We start from the raw sequence: 20613 nt of genomic DNA, 5'->3' as shown, positions 1-20613 counted from the left end.
GTCGCCGGTCGGGGAACCCGTCCCGTCATGAAATACCTCGTACGGGACAAAATCTTCGCGATCGGCGACGACTACTGGATCGAGGACGAGCAGGGCCGCCACGCCTTCCTCGTCGACGGCAAGGCGTTGCGGCTGCGCGACACGCTGGAGCTGAAGGATCCGCTCGGGAAGGTCCTGGTCACGTTGCGGCAGAGGATGTTCAGCCTGCGGGACTCGATGACGATCGAGCGGGACGACCGGCCGCTCGCCACGGTCCGCAGGAAGCGGCTCTCGCTGCTCCGCAACCACTACCGGGTCACGCTCGTCGAGGGGACCGAGCTGGACGTCAGCGGGCGGATCCTGGACCGGGAGTTCACCGTCGAGTACGACGGCGAGCTCCTCGCCCACATCTCCCGGCAGTGGTTCCGCGTGCGGGACACGTACGCCGTGAACGTCGTCCGGGAGGACACCGACGCCTCGCTGCTCATCGCCGTCGCGGTGTGCGTGATCCGGATGGCCGAGCGGGAGCGGGAGGAGTAGCGGGGGCAGCGGAAGGGGCAGTGGGCCGCCGTGCGGACGGGCCCCTACAGCACCCTGTCCTTCAGCGCCGGGAACTGTTCCCTCGTCGTCGTCACCTTCGCCGGGTCCAGCTCCACGCGCAGGGTCTCCTCGCCCGGGCCCGCCTCCGCGAGGACCTCGCCCCAGGGGTCCACGACGATCGAGTGCCCGGCCTGCTCCACGTCCGCGTGGGTGCCGGCCGTGCCGCAGGCCAGCATGTACGCCTGGTTCTCCACCGCCCGTGCCTGCGCCAGCACCGTCCAGTGGGCGCGGCGGCGGGCCGGCCAGCCGGCCGGGACGACGAAGGCCTGGGCGCCCGCGTCCACCAGGCCCCGGAAGAGCTCCGGGAAGCGCAGGTCGTAGCAGGTGCCGACGCCCACGGTGAGGTCCGGCAGGGCGAACGTCACCAGTTCGTCGCCCGGCGCCATCATCACGGCCTCGCCCTTGTCGAAGCCGAAGCGGTGGATCTTCCGGTACCTCGCGGCCAGCTCCCCGGCGGGGGAGAAGACGAGGGAGGTGTTGAACAGCTTCCCGTCCGCCGCCTCGACGATCGATCCGGCGTGCAGCCAGACCCCCGCGTCGCGCGCGGCCGCCGCCATCGCCTCGTACGTGGGGCCGCGCAGCGGTTCCGACTCCGCCGTGAAGGACTCGTACGCGAACGCGCCCGTCGGCCAGAGCTCCGGCAGGACCACGAGGTCCGCCGCGCCGCGCTCCGCCCGCACCAGTCCGGCCACGCGCGCGCGGCGCGAAACGACCGGTTCGTCCGGGTCTACTGCGATCTGGATGAGGGAGGCGCGCACACTACCACCGTCCTGGCATTCGAGCGGTCAACACAGGCCTACGATCGTCACACGAAAGCACTGCCGGGGTGCCTTCGGGCAGCGTAACTTAGCGTCCGAGCCTCCCACGCAGTCTTGTCTCCAGCCCGCCTGTCCGCTCGATCGTCAGCCCGTGCACCGCAGAACCGCCGAGGGGTCCCGTGACCGTCCATCCCAGCCTCCAGACCTACGCCGACGCCTGGACCCACTCCATCGAAGCGATATCCGAGTTGGTGCAGCCTCTCGTGGAAGGCGAATGGAACCGTGCGACACCGTGCCCGGGCTGGTCGGTGCGCGACATCGTGTCCCATGTGATCGGCATGGAGTGCGAGATGCTGGGCGATCCGCGCCCGATCCACTCTCTGCCGCGCGATCTCTACCACGTACGCGGTGAGTTCGCCCGCTACATGGAGATGCAGGTCGATGTGCGGCGGCACCACACCGGCCCCGAGATGACCTCGGAGCTGGAGTACGTCCTGATCCGCCGCGCCCGCCAGCTGCGCAACGAGAACCGGCAGCCCGACCATCTGATCCGCGCGCCTCTGGGCGCCGAGCAGACGCTCGAAGTGGCCTACCGGATGCGCGCCTTCGACGTCTGGGTGCACGAGCAGGACCTGCGCACCGCGCTCGGCAAGCCGGGCAACCTGGACTCCCCCGGCGCGCTGGTGACCCGGGACGTCCTGCTCACGGCGCTGCCGAAGGTCGTCGCGAAGGACGCGGGCGCGCCCGCGAACTCGGCGGTCGTGGTCGATGTGCACGGACCGGTGGAGTTCCTGCGGACGGTGCGGGTGGACGCGGAGGGGCGCGGCACGGTCGACGGCGCTCCGTCGCTGGGGCCCGCGGTGACGCTGGCGCTGGACTGGGAGACGTACGTAGGTCTCGCCTGCGGCCGGATCCGTCCGAAGACCGTCACGGACCGGGTCAAGATCGAGGGCGACGTCGACCTGGGCCACGCCATCCTCAACAACTTCACGGTCACTCCGTAGCGCGCCAGGCCGGTACGTGCACGGCCCCTTCGCGGTCACTCCGTAGCGCGCTCAGGCCGGTACGTGCACGGCCTCCACGCGGCTGGCGACCAGGCGCTCCTTCTCCCTGCGTGCCGTACGGGACTTCAGCCGCAGGATCTGGACGACGCCCAGCGTCTCCAGGACGAAGACGGACGCGAAGGCGATCCGGTAGTTGTCGCCGGTCGCGTCGAGGAGGACGCCGATCGCGAGCAGTGTCGTCATCGAGGCGGTGAAACCACCCATGTTGACGATTCCGGAGGCCGTTCCCTGACGCTCCGGCGGGTTGGCGGGGCGGGCGAAGTCGAAGCCGATCATCGAGGCGGGACCGCAGGCGCCGAGGACCGCGCAGAGGGTGATGAGGAGCCACATCGGCGCCCGGTCGCCGGGGTACGCGAGGGTGGCCCCCCACACGAGCGCGGTCGCCGTGACCGTGCCGAGGGCGAGCGGGGCCCTTGCCGTGTGGTGGCGGGCGATGATCTGCCCGTACGCGAGCCCCACCACCATGTTCGACAGCACGACGAGGGTCAGCAGCTCGCCGGCGACGCCCTGGGAGAGGCCCTGGGCCTCGACCAGGAACGGCAGGCCCCACAGGAGCAGGAACACCATCGCCGGGAACTGGGTCGTGAAGTGCACCCACATGCCGAGCCGGGTGCCCGGCTCGCGCCAGGACTCGGCGATCTGACGGCGGACGAACGCGGCGCCGGCGTGCGGCGCGGGCGGCGGTTCGTGGCCCTCGGGGTGGTCCTTGAGGAAGAGCAGCAGCAGGACGAGGACGACGGCGCCCGCGATCGAGCTGCCGACGAAGGTGGTCGTCCAGCCGAGGTCGTGCAGGGCCCGGGCGATGAAGATGGTCGAGACGAGGTTGCCGGCCATCCCGAAGAGGGCGGCGACCTGGGCGATGAGGGGGCCGCGCCGGGCGGGGAACCAGCGGGTGCCGAGGCGTAGCACGCTGATGAAGGTCATCGCGTCCCCGCAGCCGAGCAGGGCGCGGGCGGCGAGGGCCGTGCCGTACGAGGGGGAGAGCGCGAAGCCGAGCTGGCCGACGGTGAAGAGCACGACGCCGATGGTCAGCACCTTCTTGGTGCCGAGCCGGTCGACCATGAGGCCGACGGGTATCTGCATGCCGGCGTAGACGAGCAGCTGGAGTATGGAGAAGGTGGACAGGGCGGAGGCGTTGACGTCGAAGCGGTCGGCGGCGTCGAGTCCGGCGACGCCCAGGGACGTACGGAAGATGACGGCGACGAAGTAGACGGCGACGCCGACGCCCCAGACGAGGGCGGCGCGCCGGCCGCCGGGCGGGTCGCCGGGGAGGGTGACGGCGGGACCGTGTCCGTCGCGGCTCACCGCGCCTCACCCCGGACCAGGACCTTGACCCAGCTCAGGTGCTGGCGGACGCAGTGGGCTGCGCCCTCCGTGTCGCCGGCCTTGATGCGTTCCAGGATCTCGGCGTGCTCGGTGATGTTCTTGGCGATCCGGTCGGGCTGGGACTGCATGACGGCGACGCCCATCCGCAGCTGACGGTCGCGCAGCTGGTCGTAGAGGCGGGCGAGGATCTGGTTGCCGGCGTGCTTGACGATCTCGGCGTGGAAGGAGCGGTCGGTGACGGCGACCTCGGCGAGGTCCCCGGCCGCGGCCCGTCGCTTCTGCTCCTCCAGGAGCTCTTCGAGCCGCTCGACGAGCGCGGCGGACGCGGGGACGGCCCGGCGGACGGCGAACTCCTCGACGAGGAGCCGGGTCTCGACGACGTCGGCGATCTCCTGTGCGGAGACGGCGAGGACGAGGGCGCCCTTCTTGGGGTAGAGCTTGAGCAGCCCTTCCATCTCCAGCTTCAACAGCGCTTCCCGTACGGGGGTCCGGGACACTCCGACGGCCTGGGCGAGTTCGCCCTCGGTGAGCAGCGTCCCGCCCTCGTAGCGGCGGTCGAGGACGGCCTGCTTGACATGCATGTAGACACGGTCGGCGGCGGCGGGTGCTGACGGCATGCGCACAGCATAGATACAACAGGGGTGCAACAGACAGGCCCGTCCGCATGACGGACGGGCCTGCTTGTCGCTACGCCCAGGTGATGAGGCGCTTCGGCTGCTCCAGGATCGCGGCGACGTCCGCCAGGAACTTGGAGCCCAGCTCGCCGTCGACCAGGCGGTGGTCGAAGGAGAGGGCCAGCGTGGTGACCTGACGCGGCTTCACCTTGCCCTTGTGGACCCAGGGCTGGAGCTTGATCGCGCCGACCGCGAGGATGGCGGACTCGCCCGGGTTCAGGATGGGCGTACCGGTGTCGACGCCGAAGACGCCGACGTTGGTGATGGTGAACGTGCCGCCCTGCATCGCCGCCGGAGTCGTCCTGCCCTCGCGGGCGGTGGCGACCAGTTCGCTCAGGGACGCCGACAGCTCCGGCAGGGTCTGGGCGTGCGCGTCCTTGATGTTCGGCACGATCAGACCGCGCGGGGTGGCCGCGGCGATGCCCAGGTTGACGTAGTGCTTGAGCACGATCTCCTGGTTCGCCTCGTCCCAGGCCGCGTTGATCTCCGGGTTGCGCCGGACGGCGACCAGGACGGCCTTGGCGATGAGGAGCAGCGGGTTGACCCGCAGGCCCGCCATGTCCTTGTCGGACTTGAGCTCCTCGACCAGCTTCATCGTGCGCGTGATGTCGAAGGTGACGAACTCGGTGACGTGCGGCGCGGTGAAGGCCGAGCCGACCATCGCCGCCGCCGTGGCCTTGCGTACGCCCTTGACGGGGATACGCGTCTCGCGCGCGTCCGCCGACACGACGGGCGCCGCGGCGGGGGCGGGAGCCGGCGCCTCCACCGGAGCGGAGACCGGTGCCGGGGCCTCGACGGCCGGGGCCGCCGCCTTGTGCACGTCCTCGCGGGTGATGATCCCGTCCGGTCCGGTCGGGACGACCGCGGCCAGGTCGACGCCGAGGTCCTTGGCGAGCTTGCGTACCGGCGGCTTGGCCAGCGGCCGGGTGGCGGTCGCGGCGGCCGCGCCACCGTGGCCGTTGAGTTCACCCTGGATGGCGGCGGCGGCCTGCCCGGGTACCGTCCCGCCCTTGCGGGCCCGGCGCTTGGTCGAGGTCGCGGCCACGCCGTAGCCGACCAGGACCGGCTGCCGGCCCTGCGGCTCGGCCTCCTCCGCAGCCGGCTCCTCGGCAGGCGCCTCCACGGGCGCCTGAACCGCCGGGGTCTCTGCCGCCGGCGCCTCCCCGCCCACGTTCACCGAGATGATGACCTGGCCGACGTCGACCGTCGTGCCCTCGGGGAAACGCAGCTCGTGGACCGTGCCGTCGAACGGGATCGGCAGCTCGACGGCCGCCTTCGCCGTCTCGACCTCGCACACGACCTGCCCGTCGGCGACCGTGTCGCCAGGCTGGACGTACCACTTGAGGATCTCGGCCTCGGTGAGGCCCTCGCCCACGTCGGGCATCTTGAATTCGCGGATCGTCACGATGCTCTCCTTCAGCCCGTCAGTACGCCAGCGAGCGGTCGACGGCGTCGAGCACGCGGTCCAGACCCGGCAGGTACTCCTCCTCCAGGCGCGCCGGCGGATACGGCGCGTGGTAGCCGCCGACCCGCAGGACGGGGGCCTCCAGGTGGTAGAAGCAGCGCTCGGTGATCCGGGCGGCGATCTCCGCGCCCGAGCCGTAGAAGACCGGGGCCTCGTGGACCACGACCAGGCGGCGGGTCTTCTCGACCGAGGTCTGGAGCGTGTCGAAGTCGATCGGGGACATCGACCGCAGGTCGACGACCTCCACCGACTTGCCCTCCTCCTGGGCGGCCGCGGCGGCCTCCAGGCAGACCTTCACCATCGGGCCGTACGCGGCGAGCGTGAGGTCCGTGCCCTCGCGGGCGACGCGTGCCTTGTGCAGCTCGCCCGGGATGGCCTCGGTGTCGACCTCGCTCTTGTCCCAGTAGCGGCGCTTGGGCTCGAAGAAGATGACCGGGTCGTCGCTCTGGATGGCCTGCTGGAGCATCCAGTACGCGTCCGCCGAGGTGGACGGCGAGACGACCTTGAGGCCGGCGACGTGCGCGAAGAGCGCCTCGGGGGACTCCGAGTGGTGCTCGACGGCGCCGATGCCGCCGCCGTACGGGATCCGGATGACGACCGGCAGCTTGATCTTGCCGAGCGCGCGGGCGTGCATCTTGGCGAGCTGCGTGACGATCTGGTCGTACGCGGGGAAGACGAAGCCGTCGAACTGGATCTCCACGACGGGCCGGTAGCCGCGCAGGGCCAGGCCGATCGCGGTGCCGACGATGCCGGACTCGGCGAGCGGGGTGTCGATGACCCGGTCCTCGCCGAAGTCCTTCTGCAGGCCGTCGGTGACCCGGAAGACACCGCCGAGCTTGCCGACGTCCTCGCCCATGATGAGGACCTTGGGGTCGTTCTCGAGGGCCGTGCGGAGCGACTCGTTGATCGCCTTGGCCAGGGGAAGCTTCTGTACGGCCATGGTTAGTTGCCCTCCTCGGCGAAGGACGCCTGGTAGGCGGCGAACTGCGCGCGCTCCTCGTCGACGAGCGCGTGGCCGTCGGCGTAGACATTCTCGAAGATCGCCATGTGGTCCGGGTCGGGCATGGCGCGGACGGCCTCGCGGACGCGCTTGCCGAGCGTCTCGCTCTCCGTCTCCAGGGCCTCGAAGAAGGCCGCGTCGGCGTGGCCCTCGCGCTCCAGGTACGCCTTGAGCCGCAGGATCGGGTCCTTCGCCTCCCAGGCCTCGCGCTCCTCGTCGGCGCGGTACTTGGTCGGGTCGTCGGAGGTGGTGTGGGCGCCCATGCGGTACGTGAACGCCTCGACGAGGGTCGGGCCCTCGCCCCGGCGGGCACGCTCGAGTGCGGAGCGGGTCACGGCCAGGCAGGCGAGGACGTCGTTGCCGTCGACCCGGACGCCGGGGAAGCCGAAGCCCTGCGCGCGCTGGTAGAGCGGCACACGGGTCTGCTTCTCGGTGGGCTCGGAGATCGCCCACTGGTTGTTCTGGCAGAAGAACACGACGGGCGCGTTGTACACCGCGGAGAAGGTGAAGGACTCGGCGACGTCTCCCTGACTGGACGCGCCGTCACCGAAGTACGCGATCACGGCGGAGTCCGCGCCGTCCTTGGCGACACCCATGGCGTAGCCGGTGGCGTGCAGGGTCTGCGAGCCGATGACGATCGTGTACAGGTGGAAGTTGTTGGTGTTGGGGTCCCAGCCACCGTGGTTCACACCGCGGAACATGCCGAGCAGGTTCGTCGGGTCGACCCCCCGGCACCAGGCGACACCGTGCTCCCGGTAGGTCGGGAAGACATAGTCGTCGTCGCGCAGCGCGCGCCCGGAGCCGATCTGCGCGGCCTCCTGGCCGAGCAGCGAGGCCCAGAGGCCCAGCTCGCCCTGGCGCTGCAGGGCGGTGGCCTCGGCGTCGAAGCGGCGGGTGAGGACCATGTCCCGGTAGAGGCCGCGCAGCTCGTCGGCGCTCAGGTCGATGTCGTACTCGGGGTGCTGGACGCGCTCCCCTTCAGGCGTAAGCAGCTGAACAAGCTCGGGCTCCGAAGTCTGCGACTTCTTGGCGCTCGCGCTGGCGCTGGCAGTGCGCTTGGTGCCGCTGCTGCGTCGCGTCGTCTTGCGCGCGGCAGTGCTCTCCACGGTCACGTGCGTACTCCTCCGTCGGTCCGGCCCCCGGGGTTGCCGGGAAAGGCCAGTGCGGCTCGCCTTGTCCGGACGCGCGCACGGGGTGGGTGCGACTCGGCCGGGTCAGGCGTGACAGGTTGCCCCGGCGAGCGCCCTGTCATAGGCACGTTACCCACTGCTTCGCATTCCTGCGAAACCCCATTTGACCTGCGATTTTGCTTGGATTTCCAAGTAAATCGAGAAATGGGGGAACAGTGGCTGGTCAGCGCGCTGGCAACAGACTCGCGGGCCGCCGGAACACGGGCACGTTATCCCGCACACCCCGGGCACGGGAAGAGCCAATATGTGAGACTGAGCGCGTGCGCGAAGAGGGAAAAATCCGGGTATTTCTGCTGGACGACCACGAAGTGGTCCGGCGCGGCGTCCATGAGCTGCTCTCCGTGGAGGACGACATCGAGGTCGTCGGAGAGGCGGGTACGGCGGGCGACGCCCTCGTCAGGATCCCGGCGACCCGGCCCGACGTGGCCGTGCTCGACGTGCGGCTGCCGGACGGCAGCGGCGTCGAGGTCTGCCGCGAGGTGCGTTCGCAGAACGAAGACATCAAGTGCCTGATGCTCACGTCGTACGCCGACGACGAGGCGCTTTTCGACGCGATCATGGCCGGGGCCTCGGGTTATGTCCTCAAGGCCATCCGCGGAAACGAACTCCTTTCGGCCGTGCGCGACGTTGCAGCCGGAAAGTCCCTGCTCGACCCGGTCGCGACCGCCCGCGTCCTGGAACGGCTGCGGGACGGGAACAACCCGAAGGGTGACGACAAACTCGCCAACCTGACGGAGCAGGAGCGCAAGATCCTGGATCTGATCGGCGAGGGCCTGACCAACCGGGCCATCGGCGAACGGCTCCACCTGGCGGAGAAGACCATCAAGAACTACGTCTCCAGCCTGCTGTCGAAGCTGGGCATGGAGCGCCGTTCGCAGGCCGCGGCGTACGTGGCCCGGATGCAGGCCGGCGCCGAGCGGCGCTGACGCCGAGGCCGGGGCCGCCGACTGGCCCCCGGTCGGGGGGCGCCCGTTCGGCCTGACCCGGTGCGGGCCCCACTTCGGGACCTACGTCCCCGTCGAGCCGGGGCAGGCGCCCCTTTCCCGACTCCGGGCCGGTGGCGGAGAGTGGAAGCCATGTCCACCGAGGAGATCCGCGCCATCGAGCTGCTGACCCGCGTCTCGTACGGCCGGGTGGCGACGAGCATGCGCGCGATGCCGTTCGTCGCCCCAGCCCGGCACATCGTGGACGACGGCTGCGTCCTGCTCCGCATGCACCGCGGCCTCGGATACCACCGGGCCTGCGCGGGAAGCGTCGTCGCCTACGGCGCGGACAACTTCAACTCCGGCGCCGAGAACCTCTGGTCCGTGCAGTTCACCGGCACCGCAGAGGTCGTCGAACCGACCGAGGAGCAGCTCGCCGCCTTCGGCCCCGCCCCGAAGATCGTCGACGGCGAGCCCTTCGAGGCGCTCTACATGCGCATCGAGCCGCAGTTCGTGACCGTGCACCAGCTCGACTACACCACCGAGCGACACGTCCAGCACGTAGCGTGATCTAACATCTGGCGAGTGCCGCGCTCATCTGAAACCCTCGCTCCGCCCGTCGGCGCCCCCACGCACGCTCCCCCGATCGGCTCCACCACGCCCCCGCCGGCCGGCTCCCCCACGCTCGCCCAACGGATCGGCTCCTCTCCGCTCTCCCTACCGGCCGGCTCCACCTCGCTCGCCCAACGGATCGGCACCCCTCCGCTCGCCCTTCCGGCCGGCTCCACGACGCTCGCCCCACCAGTCGGTCTCACCGCGCCCGTTCCGCGCGCGGGCGGAGCCGCGCTCGCGCCGCCCGTCGGCGCCCTGCTGCGCCGCTACCGCGAGGCCGGCGAGCCGCTCTCCTGCGAACCCGTCACCCAGGGCCTCCTCAACCGCGGCTACCGCCTCTCCACCACCCGAGGCTCCTACTTCCTCAAGCAGCACCTCGACGCCCCGACCGCCGACCGGGACACCATCAGCCGCCAGCACCGCGCCACCCAGCGCCTGCACGCCCTCGGCCTGCCCGTCGCCCCGCCGCTCGCCGACTCCGCCGGCCGCACGGTCGCCGTCATCGGCGGCCGCTGCTACGCCCTGCACCCCTGGATCGACGGCCGCCACCGCGACGGTGCCCAGCTCTCGAAGGGCGGCTCACGCCGCCTGGGCGCGCTCCTCGGCCACGTCCACACCTGCCTGGAGCAGGTCATGGAGTCCCCGCCGCCCGGCGACGGGCACGAGAGCGCCTGCCCCGAGGACACCCTCCGCGTCATCGACGAGCTCCTCCGCCTCGCCCGCGCCCACCGCCCCCGCACCGGCTTCGACGCCCTCGCCGAGCACCGGCTCCTCGAGCGCCGGGTGCTGCTCGCCGAGCACGCCCACCGCCGCCCGCCGCGCGCCACCTCCGCCGGCTGGGTGCACGGCGACTTCCACCCGCTGAACCTGCTCTACCGGGGCGCCGAACCGGCCGCGATCGTCGACTGGGACCGCCTCGGCGTCCAGCCCCGGGCGGAGGAGGCGGTCAGGGCCGCCGCCATCTTCTTCGTGCGGCCGGCGGGGGAGCTGGCCCTGAAGAAGGTACGGGCGTACGCGCGGGCCTACCGGCGGGCGGCAGGCGCGGACGAGGCGGAGCTGGCCTCGGCGGTGCACCGGGTGTGGTGGGAGCGGCTCAACGACTTCTGGATACTGCGCTGGCGCTACCAGCTCCACGACCGAAGGGCCGACCCGCAGTTTCCTGCGGCGTCGGCCCTGGCGGTGTGGTGGACCCGCGAGTACGAGGCGGTACGCGACGCGTTCGCGGGATGACGGGCTCGCCCGTCAGGCGGGTGCCGGTGCCGCCGCGCCCCTTACGGGGTGCCGGTGCCGCCGCGGGTCGGCTGCCCGGTGCTCCCCTGGACGACGCCGGTCGACGGCGTGTTCGTGGGGTTGTCGGACGGAGTGCCGGTCGGCTCGTCCGTCGGCTCGCCCGTGTTGCCCCCGTCGTCCGAACCGTCGTCCGTGGGGTCCGTCGACGGAGTGGTCGGCGGGGTCGTGTGGGGCGTCGTCGGCGGCGTCGTCGACGGGGTCCACGAAGGCGTCCAGGGCTGCTGGTTGCCGCCCGTCGACGTGTCCGGCTCCTGCGACTCCTGGCTCGGCTCCTGCGACGGCGTCGGCGTCTGCGAGGACGGGGACGGCGAGTTGGTGACCGGCGCCTTCGGCTTGTTGCTGCCCGGGTCGCCCGCCTTGTCGAGCGCGTACACGACACCCGCCACGATCGCGATCAGCGCGAGCGACAGGAACAGCAGCACCTTGCCGCGCCCGCCCTTGCCGCCGCCCTGGTGGCCGTGGCCGCCGTCGTAGCCCCCGTCGTCCGGGTTCATCGGCGGCAGGATCGGGCGCTGCGCGGTCTCGTGGTGCATCGGGTGCCCCATCGCCGTCGTCGCCGCGACGCCGCCGACCGGGGTGTGACCGCCCTCGTGCACCTCCACGGGGCCGGTGCTCCACGTGCCCGTGTGGCCGCCCGCCTGCTGGAGCATCTGCAGGCCGTACTGGATGAGCCCGCGCATCTCCTCGGCGCTCTGGAACCGGTCGTCCGGGTCCTTCGCCAGCGAACGCATCACGAGCCCGTCGAGCTCCGGCGGCGAGGGGTGCGCGACCTCGGACGGCGGGACCGGAGCGTCCTGGACGTGCTGGTAGACCACCGAGAGCGGGGTCTCGCCGGTGAACGGGGGCCGCAGCGCCAGCAGTTCGTACAGCAGACAGCCGGTGGCGTACAGGTCGGAGCGGTGGTCGACGGCCTTGCCGAGGGCCTGCTCGGGGGAGAGGTACTGCGGCGTGCCCATGACCATGCCGGTCTGGGTCATCGTCGACTGCGCGCCGTGCAGGGCGCGCGCGATGCCGAAGTCCATCACCTTCACCGCGCCGCCGTGCGTGATGATGACGTTCGCCGGCTTGATGTCGCGGTGGACGATGCCGTGCTGGTGCGAGTAGGCGAGCGCCTCCAGGACACCGGAGACGATGATCAGGGCCTGCTCGGGGCCCGGCGCCTCGGCGCTGATCAGCAGGTCGCGGATGGTGCGGCCCTCGACCAGCTCCATCACGATGTACGGCACGGAGTGGCCGCCGACGACGTCCTCGCCGGAGTCGTACACCGCGACGATCGCGTGGTGGTTCAGGCCGGCGACCGACTGCGCCTCGCGCGTGAAGCGGGCCTTGGAGACCGGGTCCTCGGCGAGGTCGGAGCGGAGCAGCTTGACGGCGACGGTGCGTCCGAGGCGGACGTCCTCGGCGGCGAACACCTCGGCCATGCCACCGCGCCCGAGGCGGTGCGTCAGCCGGTACCGTCCGTCACCGACGACTCCGCCGACGCCCCAGGACTCCGCGGCAGCGCCCGACAGGCCGCCGCCGCCTGCTTCGGATTCGGGTGCCATCAGTCCTCGCCGTCATGTGTCTGTCGTGTGGAGCCGTGCCGTCGTCACGCTACAGGCTTCGTCCGACAACACGGTCCGAGTGGACCGGCCATCCAACCCCCTGCGCGTACGCCCGTGCAAATTCACGTCCGTTCGTGTAACGCTTCCGAGACGCTTCTTGCGCGGAGGGTCACGGAACGGGCACCCGGCTTGACGTGTCGGTGCCCTGGGGCAGACTTGGCCAGGAAATTCACGATCAGCGCCGCCACGCGCGCGTAGGGGGAGCACGAATGAGCCAGGACGGCGCCCAGGGCCGCTATGCGGGCGGTTCGGTAGCGAACGGCCGGTACCAGCTTCGCGACCTGCTCGGCGAAGGTGGCATGGCCTCGGTCTACCTGGCGTACGACAGCGCGCTGGACCGGCAGGTCGCCATCAAGACCCTGCACACGGAACTCGGCCGGGAACAGTCGTTCCGCGAGCGGTTCCGGCGCGAGGCGCAGGCTGTCGCGAAGCTTTCGCACACGAACATCGTGTCGGTCTTCGACACCGGCGAGGACACCCTCGACGGCTCCGTCATGCCGTACATCGTCATGGAGTACGTGGAGGGCCAGCCGCTCGGCTCGGCCCTGGCCTCCGACGTACGGCAGTTCGGCGCCATGCCCGCGGACAAGGCGCTCAAGGTGACGGCCGACGTCCTCGCCGCCCTGGACACCAGCCACGAAATGGGCCTGGTCCACCGGGACATCAAGCCCGGCAACGTGATGATGACCAAGCGTGGCGTGGTCAAGGTGATGGACTTCGGCATCGCGCGCGCCATGCAGTCCGGTGTCACCTCCATGACGCAGACGGGCATGGTCGTCGGCACGCCGCAGTACCTCTCCCCCGAGCAGGCCCTCGGCCGCGCGGTGGACGCCCGCTCCGACCTGTACTCGGTCGGCATCATGCTGTTCCAGCTGCTCACGGGCCGGTTGCCGTTCGACGCGGACTCGCCGCTGGCCATCGCGTACGCGCATGTGCAGGAGGAGCCGGTGGCTCCGTCCTCCATCAACCGTTCGGTCACTCCGGCGATGGACGCGCTCGTCGCCCGCGCGCTGAAGAAGAACCCGAACGAGCGTTTCCCGAGCGCCGCCGCGATGCAGGACGAGTGCCTGCGCGTCCTTTCGGCGGGGCAGACGAGCGCCCCGGTGATCGTGGCGGGCGGTCCGGTCAGCAGCGGCGCGGGCGTCGGCTCGGCGGTCTTCCCGCCGGTCGGTCAGACGCCGCCGCCGTCGACGCACGGGGTCCAGCACCCGTACCAGCAGCCGACGCCGCAGCCCCACTCTCCTTACGGTCCGCCGACGCCGGCGCCCTCCTACGGGTACCCGCAGCAGGCGCAGACCCCGCCGCCGGCCCCGGCGTACCAGACGCCCACGCCCGGGCCGTACACGATGTCGCCGCAGCCTCCGACGGGCGGCGTCACGTCCGGGACGCCCGGTGGATCCGGCGGGTCGCGGCGGAACGTTCCGATGATCGTGGGCGCGGCCGTCGCCGCGCTGCTGGTGGTCGGCGGTGTGATCACCGCGATCAACCTCAACAAGGACGACGAGCCGGGGAACAACGCGGGCGGTGACCCGAGCCAGAGCCAGTCGGCCGCGCCGGGGCACAAGGGTCCGGACCTGACGAAGACCATCGACGTGAAGAAGTGCACCGAGCCGAGGGAGTCGAGCGACGACCCCTCGAAGTTCGAGATCCCCGACTTCACGTACAAGAACATCCAGTCGGTGAAGGACTGCATCCAGGCCGCCGGGTGGAAGATCACGAAGCAGACGCCGGTGGACGAGGCGACGTACGGCGAGGGCACGGTGCTCACCCAGTACCCGCCGGCCGGTGAGGACGCGTCCAAGGACGACGCCGAGTTCACCCTGGAGATCTCGACGGGCAACCCCGGGCAGTAGTCGCTCCTCAGCAGGCGTCATCCCTGCGCGGCCGCCCGGATGCCGGAATTGTCCGGCCATGTGACGCTGAGTTGGACACCTCGGCGGCTCGGCACGGGAGGGGGTCACCCGGTGACTCCAGGACTCCGCAGCACGCGAAAGCGGGCACTGCGGACGCGGGTACCGCGGGTACGGGTTCGAGCTCGGGTACCGCGCGCGCGGGTACGGGCTCGGGTACCGCGGGTACGTGCTGGGGCTCGGCGGGAGCGGGCGCTGCGCTGGCGGGCGCTCGGCCCCGTGGTCGCGTGCGGGCTGCTGGTGGGCGCCGTGCCGGTGGCGTACGGGTACGAGCGGCCGACTCCGGCATCCGTGTCGGCGCCGTCGTCGTCCTCCACGCCCAAGTCCTCCTCGAAGTCCTCGTCGAGGTCGTCGTCGAAGTCGTCGTCCAAGAGCGTGTCCAGGGCCACGCCCGCGTCCGCGCCGAAGCCCCCGTCCGCGTCTCCGTCCGCGACGAGGAGCGCCGGACCGTCGGCGCCCGCCACCTCGGGCGCGCCGCCCCCGACCGCCTCAGCCTCCCCCTCCACGGGTCACACGCCCCCTGCCCCCGGCGCCTCCGGTCCGCCCGGCGCGCCCAGCTCCACCGCGCCCTCGGCGTCGGAGGTCCCCGGGCCCACCCCGTCCGGTTCGCTGGCCGGTCGACCCGCGGCGGCGGGCCGCGAGCGGCCCGGGCGACCGGCGGCGCCGCCGAGACCGATCGCGACGGACGCGCCGGAGGACCCGTCTCGTACCAAAACCGAAACAGCCGAGGAGCCTGCGGAGAGGCCGCCCGGGGACGGGGACGAGGCCGGCGGCGTGCTCGAAGCGGTACCGGAGACGGATGCCACGGCCTCCGCTTCCTCGCCCGCGACCCTGCCCGCCGCCGCGCCCCGGATCGGCGCCCGTACCGCGACCAACGCCGCTGACCGGCAGATTCCTGTCGTCACGCTGGGCGCGGGGCTCGCGCTGATGGGGCTCGGGATCGGTTTCCTCGGCCTCCGGATGCGGCGCCGCTGAGGGCACCGCGCCGCCGCACGCTGCCGCGTGTCCCCCTTGAGTCGGACGCGGAAGCTCCGTCTCAGGTCGCTTGTCGGCCTCGACATACTCGGTATACATACTGAGTATGTCGATCCGCCACGGGCTGCTCGCCCTCCTCGAACGCGGGCCTCGCTACGGCTCGCAACTCCGCACGGAGTTCGAGTCCCGCACGGGCTCCACCTGGCCGCTCAACGTCGGCCAGGTCTACACGACCCTGAACCGTCTCGAACGGGACGGCATGGTCGCCCAGGACGGCGAGGACGAGGCCGGTCACGCGCTCTACTCGATCACCGACAGCGGCCGGGAAGAGCTGCGGAACTGGTTCGAGAAGCCCGTGGACCGCACCAGCCCCGCCCGCGACGAGCTGGCCATCAAGCTCGCCATGGCCGTCGGAGCGCCAGGGGTCGACATCCGGGCGGTCATCCAGTCCCAGCGCCACCACACCGTCAAGGCGATGCAGGACTACACCCGGCTCAAGGCCCAGGCGCTCGCAGCGCTGGAGAGCGGCCGGTCCCGGGAACGCGACGACGTCGCCTGGCTCCTCGTCCTGGAGCAGCTGATCTTCCAGACCGAGGCGGAGGCCCGCTGGCTGGACCACTGCGAGGCCCGGCTGATCCGGCTCTCGACGTCAGCCGTCGGCGCGGGGGACCCCCGGCCTGCCGAGCCCGTCGAGCCGCCCACGTCACCGCCCATGTCCCGCCCCGCATCACCATCCGCCTCCCGCCCCGCTTCACCGGCCGCGCCACGGTCCGCACCGGCGCCCGGGTAGCCGTCCGCACCACCCCGCACGATCCACACCACACCGACCACCCCGCCGGATCCACCGGGACGCCCCACGTCCCGAACCCTCCGGCACCACCACCTCTCTCAACCGCTCCGTACGAGTGCGCCGTCCGCGTCCGTACGCCCAAGGGGGACCCCTCCATGTCCACAGCGCAGCCCGTGCTGCAACTCCAGAACCTGACCCGCGTCCATGGCTCCGGCGCCACCGAGGTGCACGCCCTGCGCGGCATCGACCTCGCGGTCTACCCCGGTGAACTCGTCGCCGTCATGGGCCCGTCCGGCTCCGGCAAGTCGACCCTGCTCACCATCGCGGGCGGCCTCGACACCCCCACCTCCGGCCGGGTGATCGTCGAGAACACCGACATCACCACCGCCGACCGCAAGGCCCTCGCGGCCCTGCGCCGCCGCAGCATCGGGTACGTCTTCCAGGACTACAACCTCATCCCGGCGCTGACCGCCGCCGAGAACGTCGCCCTGCCCCGCGAGCTGGACGGTGTCTCGGCCCGCAAGGCGCGCGTGGAGGCCGTGGCGGCGCTGGAGGAGATGGACCTCGGCCACCTCGCCGACCGCTTCCCCGACGAGATGTCGGGTGGCCAGCAGCAGCGCGTGGCGATCGCCCGCGCCCTCGTCGGCGACCGGCGTCTGGTCCTCGCGGACGAGCCCACCGGCGCCCTGGACTCCGAGACCGGCGAGTCCGTCCTCGCCCTGCTGCGCTCGCGTTGCGACGCCGGCGCGGCGGGCGTCCTCGTCACCCACGAGCCGCGGTTCGCCGCCTGGGCCGACCGGGTCGTCTTCCTGCGCGACGGCGCCGTCGTCGACCAGACCGTGCGCAGCGAGGCCGACTCGCTCCTCTCCGGCCAGGCGGCCGAACGGTGAACAAGTGGCTCCACTCCTGGCGCGCCGCGATCCGCATCGCACGCCGCGACGCCTGGCGCTCCAAGGGACGCAGTTTCCTCGTCCTCGCGATGATCGCCCTGCCCATCCTCGGTGTGAGCGCCGCGGATCTGACCCTGCGCAGCTCCGAGCTCTCCCCCGAGGAGAGCCTGAGCCGGACGATCGGCGGCGCCGACGCCCGGTTCACCGACGCCCACGTGGCGGGCGTGCCGATCCTCCAGGATCCGAGCGGCGAGATGAGCACGCCGGCCACGGATTACGAGGACAGGGTCTGGCCGAGCGGTCCGACCGACGTCACGAAGACCTTCCCGGCCGGCGCCACGGTCCTCACGGACAGCACCGGCAGCGCCAAGCTGACCACCTCGCACGGGCTGCTCCAGACCCAGGTCCGTGAGCTGAAGGCCGCCGACCCGATCGCCCGCGGCATCATGACCCTTGAGGAGGGCCGCTTCCCGGAGAAGGCCGACGAGGTCGCCGCCACCCAGCACTTCCTGGAGACCAGCGGGCTGTCCATCGGCTCCACCCTCTCCGCGCGCGGTGACGACCGGACGTTCCGGATCGTCGGCTCGTACGAGCTCCCCAACGACCTGAAGGCCGACCAGATCAACGCCCTGCCGGGCGCGTTCCTGGAGTCGTACGCCAAGGTCCTCGCCAAGAGCGGGATGGGCACGGACCTGCCGTCCACCACGTATCTGGTGAAGGCCGCCGGTGGTTTCACGTGGAACACCGTCCAGCAGGTCAACACCAAGGGTGTCACCGTCACCTCGCGTGCGGTTCTCCTCGACCCGCCCGCCAAGGCGGACGTGCCGCTCTACCAGAAGGAAGGCTGGGGCGACTTCGAGTCCAGCGCCGGCGCGCAGGCCGCCGAACTCGCGGCCGTCGGCACGGTCGTCGGCCTCGCGATGCTGGAGATCTGCCTGCTGGCCGGACCCGCGTTCGCCGTGGGCGCCCGCCGCTCGCGCCGTCAGCTCGGGCTCGTCGGAGCCAACGGCGGCGCTCGCCACCACATCCGCGCCATCGTGCTGAGCGGCGGCCTCGTCATCGGCGTCGCGGCGGCCGTCACGGGCACCGTGCTCGCGCTGATCCTGACGTTCGCGCTGCAGCCGCTCCTGGAAGACGCGATGGGCCAGCGGTTCGGCTCCTTCGACGTCCGCCCGCTGGAACTGCTCGGCATCGCGCTCATCGCCGTGCTGACCGGCCTGCTGGCCGCGATCGTCCCGGCCGTCACCGCGTCCCGGCAGACCGTTCTCGCCTCGCTCACCGGCCGTCGCGGTGTCCGCCGCAGCAGCCGCGTGCTGCCGCTGGTCGGCCTGGGGGCCCTGCTCCTGGGCGCCGCGATCGCGCTGTACGGCTCGGTGGTCACCGACCAGTTCGTCATCGTCGCGGGCGGCAGCGCCCTTGCCGAGCTGGGCGTGGTCGCCATGACGCCGGCTCTGGTGGGCCTCTTCGGCCGCACCGGCCGCTGGCTGCCGCTCTCGCCGCGCCTCGCCCTGCGGGACGCGGTCCGCAACCGGGGCCGTACGGCCCCCGCCGTCGCCGCCGTGCTCGCGGCGGTCGCCGGAACGGTCGCCGTCTCCACGTACGCGGCCAGCCGCGAGGCCCAGGACGAGGCCGGTTACACGGCGAAGCTGCCGCACGGTGCGGTCTCCGCCCTGGTCATGGAGGACGGCGGCCGGGACGTGCCGCAGGTGCGTGACGCGGTGCAGCGGCTGCTGCCCGTCGACTCCCGCGCGGACGTCCAGCGCATCCAGGTCGGCAAGCCGGGCTGTGCCCCGTACAGCGACAGCCCGGGCTGTGGCCGCTTCGAGCTGGTGATCCCGAAGGCCAACGAGTGCCCGTTGTGGATGACCACCACCGACGGCTCGGACCCCGCCGAGAAGTTCACCAAGGAGCAGCGCCGCAAGTTCGCCGAGGACTGGCGCTGCAAGGAGAACAGCGGTGGCGATCTGCCCGGCGGCGTCTACGTCGAGGGGGGCCTGCTGGTCGGTGACGCCTCGCTCCTGAAGGTCCTCGGCGTCACGGACGCGGGCGCGGAGAAGGCCCTCGCCGAGGGGAAGATCGTCTCCTTCGCCAAGGCCCCGATCGACAAGTCCGGCGCGATCGGCCTCAAGCTGATCGCCGACACCCGGAAGGCCAACGAGGCCGAACAGGCGGGCAAGCCGGTTCCCGGCACGGTCAAGACGCTCCCCGCCCACCTGGTGACCGGGCAGAACGCCTACGGCGTACGGGCGCTCCTCACCCCGGAAGCCGCCAAGGCCGCCGGCCTCACCGCGGTGCCGCTCGGCTCGTTCTTCTCCACCGACACGATGCCCACCGCCGAGCAGCGTCAGAAGCTCGACGGGGAGCTCGCCAAGATCGGCAGCGATGCCTCGCTCCACGTGGAGGAAGGATTCGTCAGCGACACCAGCATCGTGCTCCTCGCGCTCACCGTCTTCGCCGGCCTCGTCACCATCGGCGCCGCCGGTATCGCCACCGGCCTCGCACAGGCCGACGCCGAGGCCGATCTGAAGACCCTGTCCGCCGTCGGCGCGCCCCCGCGGGTCCGCCGCACGCTCAGCGGCTTCCAGTGCGGGGTGGTCGCCGCGATGGGCGTGATCCTCGGGTCGGCGGCCGGTGTGCTCCCGGCCATGGGCCTGCGGCTCACCGAGGAGCGCCAGGAGCTGCGCTTCTACCAGGAGAGCCTCGACAACGGCTGGAGCGTGGCGTCGGACGTGCCGTACGTCCCGATCGTGGTCCCCTGGGAGACGCTGGCGGCGCTGCTGGTCGCCGTGCCGCTCGGTGCCGCGCTCCTCGCGGCCCTGGTGACCCGCTCGCGCGGGGCCCTGGCCCGCCGCGAAGCGGCCTGACGCGTCCCGGTCGGTCGTTGCCGTCCTGTGCCCCTGGAGAAGGGTGGATCACCCTTCTCCAGGGGCACACCGTGTGGTGAGGCACGTGTGCGAGAGAATGGCGGCATGGAGATGCCGAGGAATGAACGGTCGCAGGAGACTCCCCAGGTCCTCATCGTGGGACAGGACGGGATGGCACTCGGCGGCGCTCAGGGTGACGACGAATCCCGCGAGGTCCCGGTGACGGATATGGTCGAGCAGCCTGCGAAGGTCATGCGGATCGGCAGCATGATCAAGCAGCTCCTGGAGGAAGTACGCGCGGCTCCCCTCGACGAGGCGAGCCGGGTCAGACTCAAGGACATCCACGCGAGCTCCGTGAAGGAGCTGGAGGACGGGCTCGCGCCCGAACTGGTCGAGGAACTGGAGCGGCTCTCCCTGCCGTTCACCGACGAGGCGATTCCGTCCGAGGCGGAACTGCGGATCGCCCAGGCCCAGTTGGTGGGCTGGCTCGAAGGCCTCTTCCACGGCATCCAGACGGCGCTGTTCGCCCAGCAGATGGCAGCCCGCGCCCAACTGGAGCAGATGCGGCGGGCGCTTCCTCCGGGTGCATCGGCCGACGATGACGACGAACACGGCCGCGGACACGCGGTCCGCTCGGGCCCGTACTTGTAAGGCTTCTGGGTCGCGTCAGGGCCCGGCACACCCACGGTGTGCCGGCTG

At 71.6% G+C, this 20613-nt stretch carries 19 protein-coding genes; 11 read left to right on the top strand and 8 right to left on the bottom strand.

Annotated elements, in window-relative coordinates:
* Positions 1-27 precede the first annotated feature (27 nt).
* Positions 28-519, top strand: coding sequence for an LURP-one-related/scramblase family protein (locus ACWF79_RS21820; RefSeq protein WP_453729781.1), 492 nt, complete (start codon positions 28-30; stop codon positions 517-519).
* Positions 520-563: 44 nt separating this feature from the next.
* Here ACWF79_RS21820 and ACWF79_RS21815 read toward each other — a convergent pair whose 3' ends face one another.
* Positions 564-1337: a carbon-nitrogen family hydrolase gene (locus ACWF79_RS21815; RefSeq protein WP_453729780.1), complete on the bottom strand. Its 774-nt coding sequence runs from the start codon at positions 1335-1337 to the stop codon at positions 564-566.
* A 179-nt stretch (positions 1338-1516) separates the two neighbouring features.
* Between ACWF79_RS21815 and ACWF79_RS21810 the strand changes: the two genes are divergently transcribed.
* The gene (locus tag ACWF79_RS21810; RefSeq protein ID WP_453729779.1) at positions 1517-2341 is read left to right on the top strand and encodes a maleylpyruvate isomerase family mycothiol-dependent enzyme; all 825 of its coding nucleotides are present in this window, start codon (positions 1517-1519) and stop codon (positions 2339-2341) included.
* Positions 2342-2392: 51 nt separating this feature from the next.
* On the opposite strand, the gene ACWF79_RS21805 is transcribed toward ACWF79_RS21810, so the two are convergent.
* From ACWF79_RS21805 to pdhA, 5 genes are all read right to left on the bottom strand, one after another.
* Positions 2393-3706: an MFS transporter gene (locus ACWF79_RS21805; RefSeq protein WP_453729778.1), complete on the bottom strand. Its 1314-nt coding sequence runs from the start codon at positions 3704-3706 to the stop codon at positions 2393-2395.
* Positions 3703-4344 carry a GntR family transcriptional regulator gene (locus ACWF79_RS21800; protein ID WP_453729777.1) on the bottom strand — a complete coding sequence of 214 codons (642 nt, stop codon included), beginning with the start codon at positions 4342-4344 and terminating at the stop codon, positions 3703-3705. Before ACWF79_RS21800 ends, ACWF79_RS21805 begins: the two co-directional genes overlap by 4 nt.
* A gap of 70 nt (positions 4345-4414) precedes the next feature.
* Positions 4415-5785 (bottom strand): dihydrolipoamide acetyltransferase family protein, encoded by a 1371-nt coding sequence (locus ACWF79_RS21795; RefSeq protein ID WP_453729843.1) that lies wholly within the window; start codon positions 5783-5785, stop codon positions 4415-4417.
* Positions 5786-5825: 40 nt separating this feature from the next.
* Positions 5826-6806 carry an alpha-ketoacid dehydrogenase subunit beta gene (locus tag ACWF79_RS21790; protein ID WP_453729776.1) on the bottom strand — a complete coding sequence of 327 codons (981 nt, stop codon included), beginning with the start codon at positions 6804-6806 and terminating at the stop codon, positions 5826-5828.
* Between the two features lie 2 nt (positions 6807-6808).
* Positions 6809-7978 carry a pyruvate dehydrogenase (acetyl-transferring) E1 component subunit alpha gene (gene pdhA, locus ACWF79_RS21785; protein ID WP_453729775.1) on the bottom strand — a complete coding sequence of 390 codons (1170 nt, stop codon included), beginning with the start codon at positions 7976-7978 and terminating at the stop codon, positions 6809-6811.
* 338 nt (positions 7979-8316) lie between these two features.
* Between pdhA and ACWF79_RS21780 the strand changes: the two genes are divergently transcribed.
* The 3 genes from ACWF79_RS21780 to ACWF79_RS21770 all read left to right on the top strand — a co-directional run bounded on the left by ACWF79_RS21780 (position 8317) and on the right by ACWF79_RS21770 (position 10821).
* Positions 8317-8982, top strand: coding sequence for a response regulator (locus ACWF79_RS21780; protein WP_453729774.1), 666 nt, complete (start codon positions 8317-8319; stop codon positions 8980-8982).
* A 150-nt stretch (positions 8983-9132) separates the two neighbouring features.
* On the top strand, positions 9133-9549 hold the full coding sequence (locus ACWF79_RS21775) for a pyridoxamine 5'-phosphate oxidase family protein (protein WP_453729773.1): 417 nt from the start codon (positions 9133-9135) through the stop codon (positions 9547-9549).
* A 297-nt stretch (positions 9550-9846) separates the two neighbouring features.
* On the top strand, positions 9847-10821 hold the full coding sequence (locus ACWF79_RS21770) for a phosphotransferase (RefSeq protein ID WP_453729842.1): 975 nt from the start codon (positions 9847-9849) through the stop codon (positions 10819-10821).
* A 41-nt stretch (positions 10822-10862) separates the two neighbouring features.
* On the opposite strand, the gene ACWF79_RS21765 is transcribed toward ACWF79_RS21770, so the two are convergent.
* On the bottom strand, positions 10863-12425 hold the full coding sequence (locus tag ACWF79_RS21765) for a protein kinase domain-containing protein (RefSeq protein WP_453729772.1): 1563 nt from the start codon (positions 12423-12425) through the stop codon (positions 10863-10865).
* A gap of 269 nt (positions 12426-12694) precedes the next feature.
* Here ACWF79_RS21765 and ACWF79_RS21760 point away from each other — a divergent pair, with 269 nt between their 5' ends.
* Positions 12695-14338, top strand: coding sequence for a protein kinase domain-containing protein (locus ACWF79_RS21760; RefSeq protein WP_453729771.1), 1644 nt, complete (start codon positions 12695-12697; stop codon positions 14336-14338).
* 104 nt (positions 14339-14442) lie between these two features.
* Here the strand turns inward: ACWF79_RS21760 and ACWF79_RS21755 are convergent, their stop codons facing one another.
* Positions 14443-14901, bottom strand: a complete 459-nt coding sequence (locus ACWF79_RS21755) for a hypothetical protein (protein ID WP_453729770.1) — start codon at positions 14899-14901, stop codon at positions 14443-14445.
* A 268-nt stretch (positions 14902-15169) separates the two neighbouring features.
* On the opposite strand from ACWF79_RS21755, the gene ACWF79_RS21750 reads away from it, so the two are divergent.
* The 5 genes from ACWF79_RS21750 to ACWF79_RS21730 all read left to right on the top strand — a co-directional run bounded on the left by ACWF79_RS21750 (position 15170) and on the right by ACWF79_RS21730 (position 20565).
* Positions 15170-15370: a hypothetical protein gene (locus tag ACWF79_RS21750; RefSeq protein ID WP_453729769.1), complete on the top strand. Its 201-nt coding sequence runs from the start codon at positions 15170-15172 to the stop codon at positions 15368-15370.
* A 106-nt stretch (positions 15371-15476) separates the two neighbouring features.
* On the top strand, positions 15477-16160 hold the full coding sequence (locus ACWF79_RS21745) for a PadR family transcriptional regulator (protein WP_453729768.1): 684 nt from the start codon (positions 15477-15479) through the stop codon (positions 16158-16160).
* 155 nt (positions 16161-16315) lie between these two features.
* On the top strand, positions 16316-17050 hold the full coding sequence (locus tag ACWF79_RS21740) for an ABC transporter ATP-binding protein (RefSeq protein WP_453729767.1): 735 nt from the start codon (positions 16316-16318) through the stop codon (positions 17048-17050).
* Entirely contained in the window at positions 17047-19914 is a 2868-nt protein-coding gene (locus ACWF79_RS21735; protein ID WP_453729766.1) for an ABC transporter permease, read from the top strand. Before ACWF79_RS21740 ends, ACWF79_RS21735 begins: the two co-directional genes overlap by 4 nt.
* Positions 19915-20019: 105 nt before the next feature.
* Positions 20020-20565, top strand: coding sequence for a bacterial proteasome activator family protein (locus ACWF79_RS21730; RefSeq protein ID WP_453729765.1), 546 nt, complete (start codon positions 20020-20022; stop codon positions 20563-20565).
* The last annotated feature ends 48 nt before the right edge of the window (positions 20566-20613 follow it).

This window comes from Streptomyces sp. NPDC054975 (genome assembly GCF_053609105.1).
Note: the sequence above shows the minus strand (reverse complement) of the source record. Positions and strands in the feature narration are given on the sequence as shown.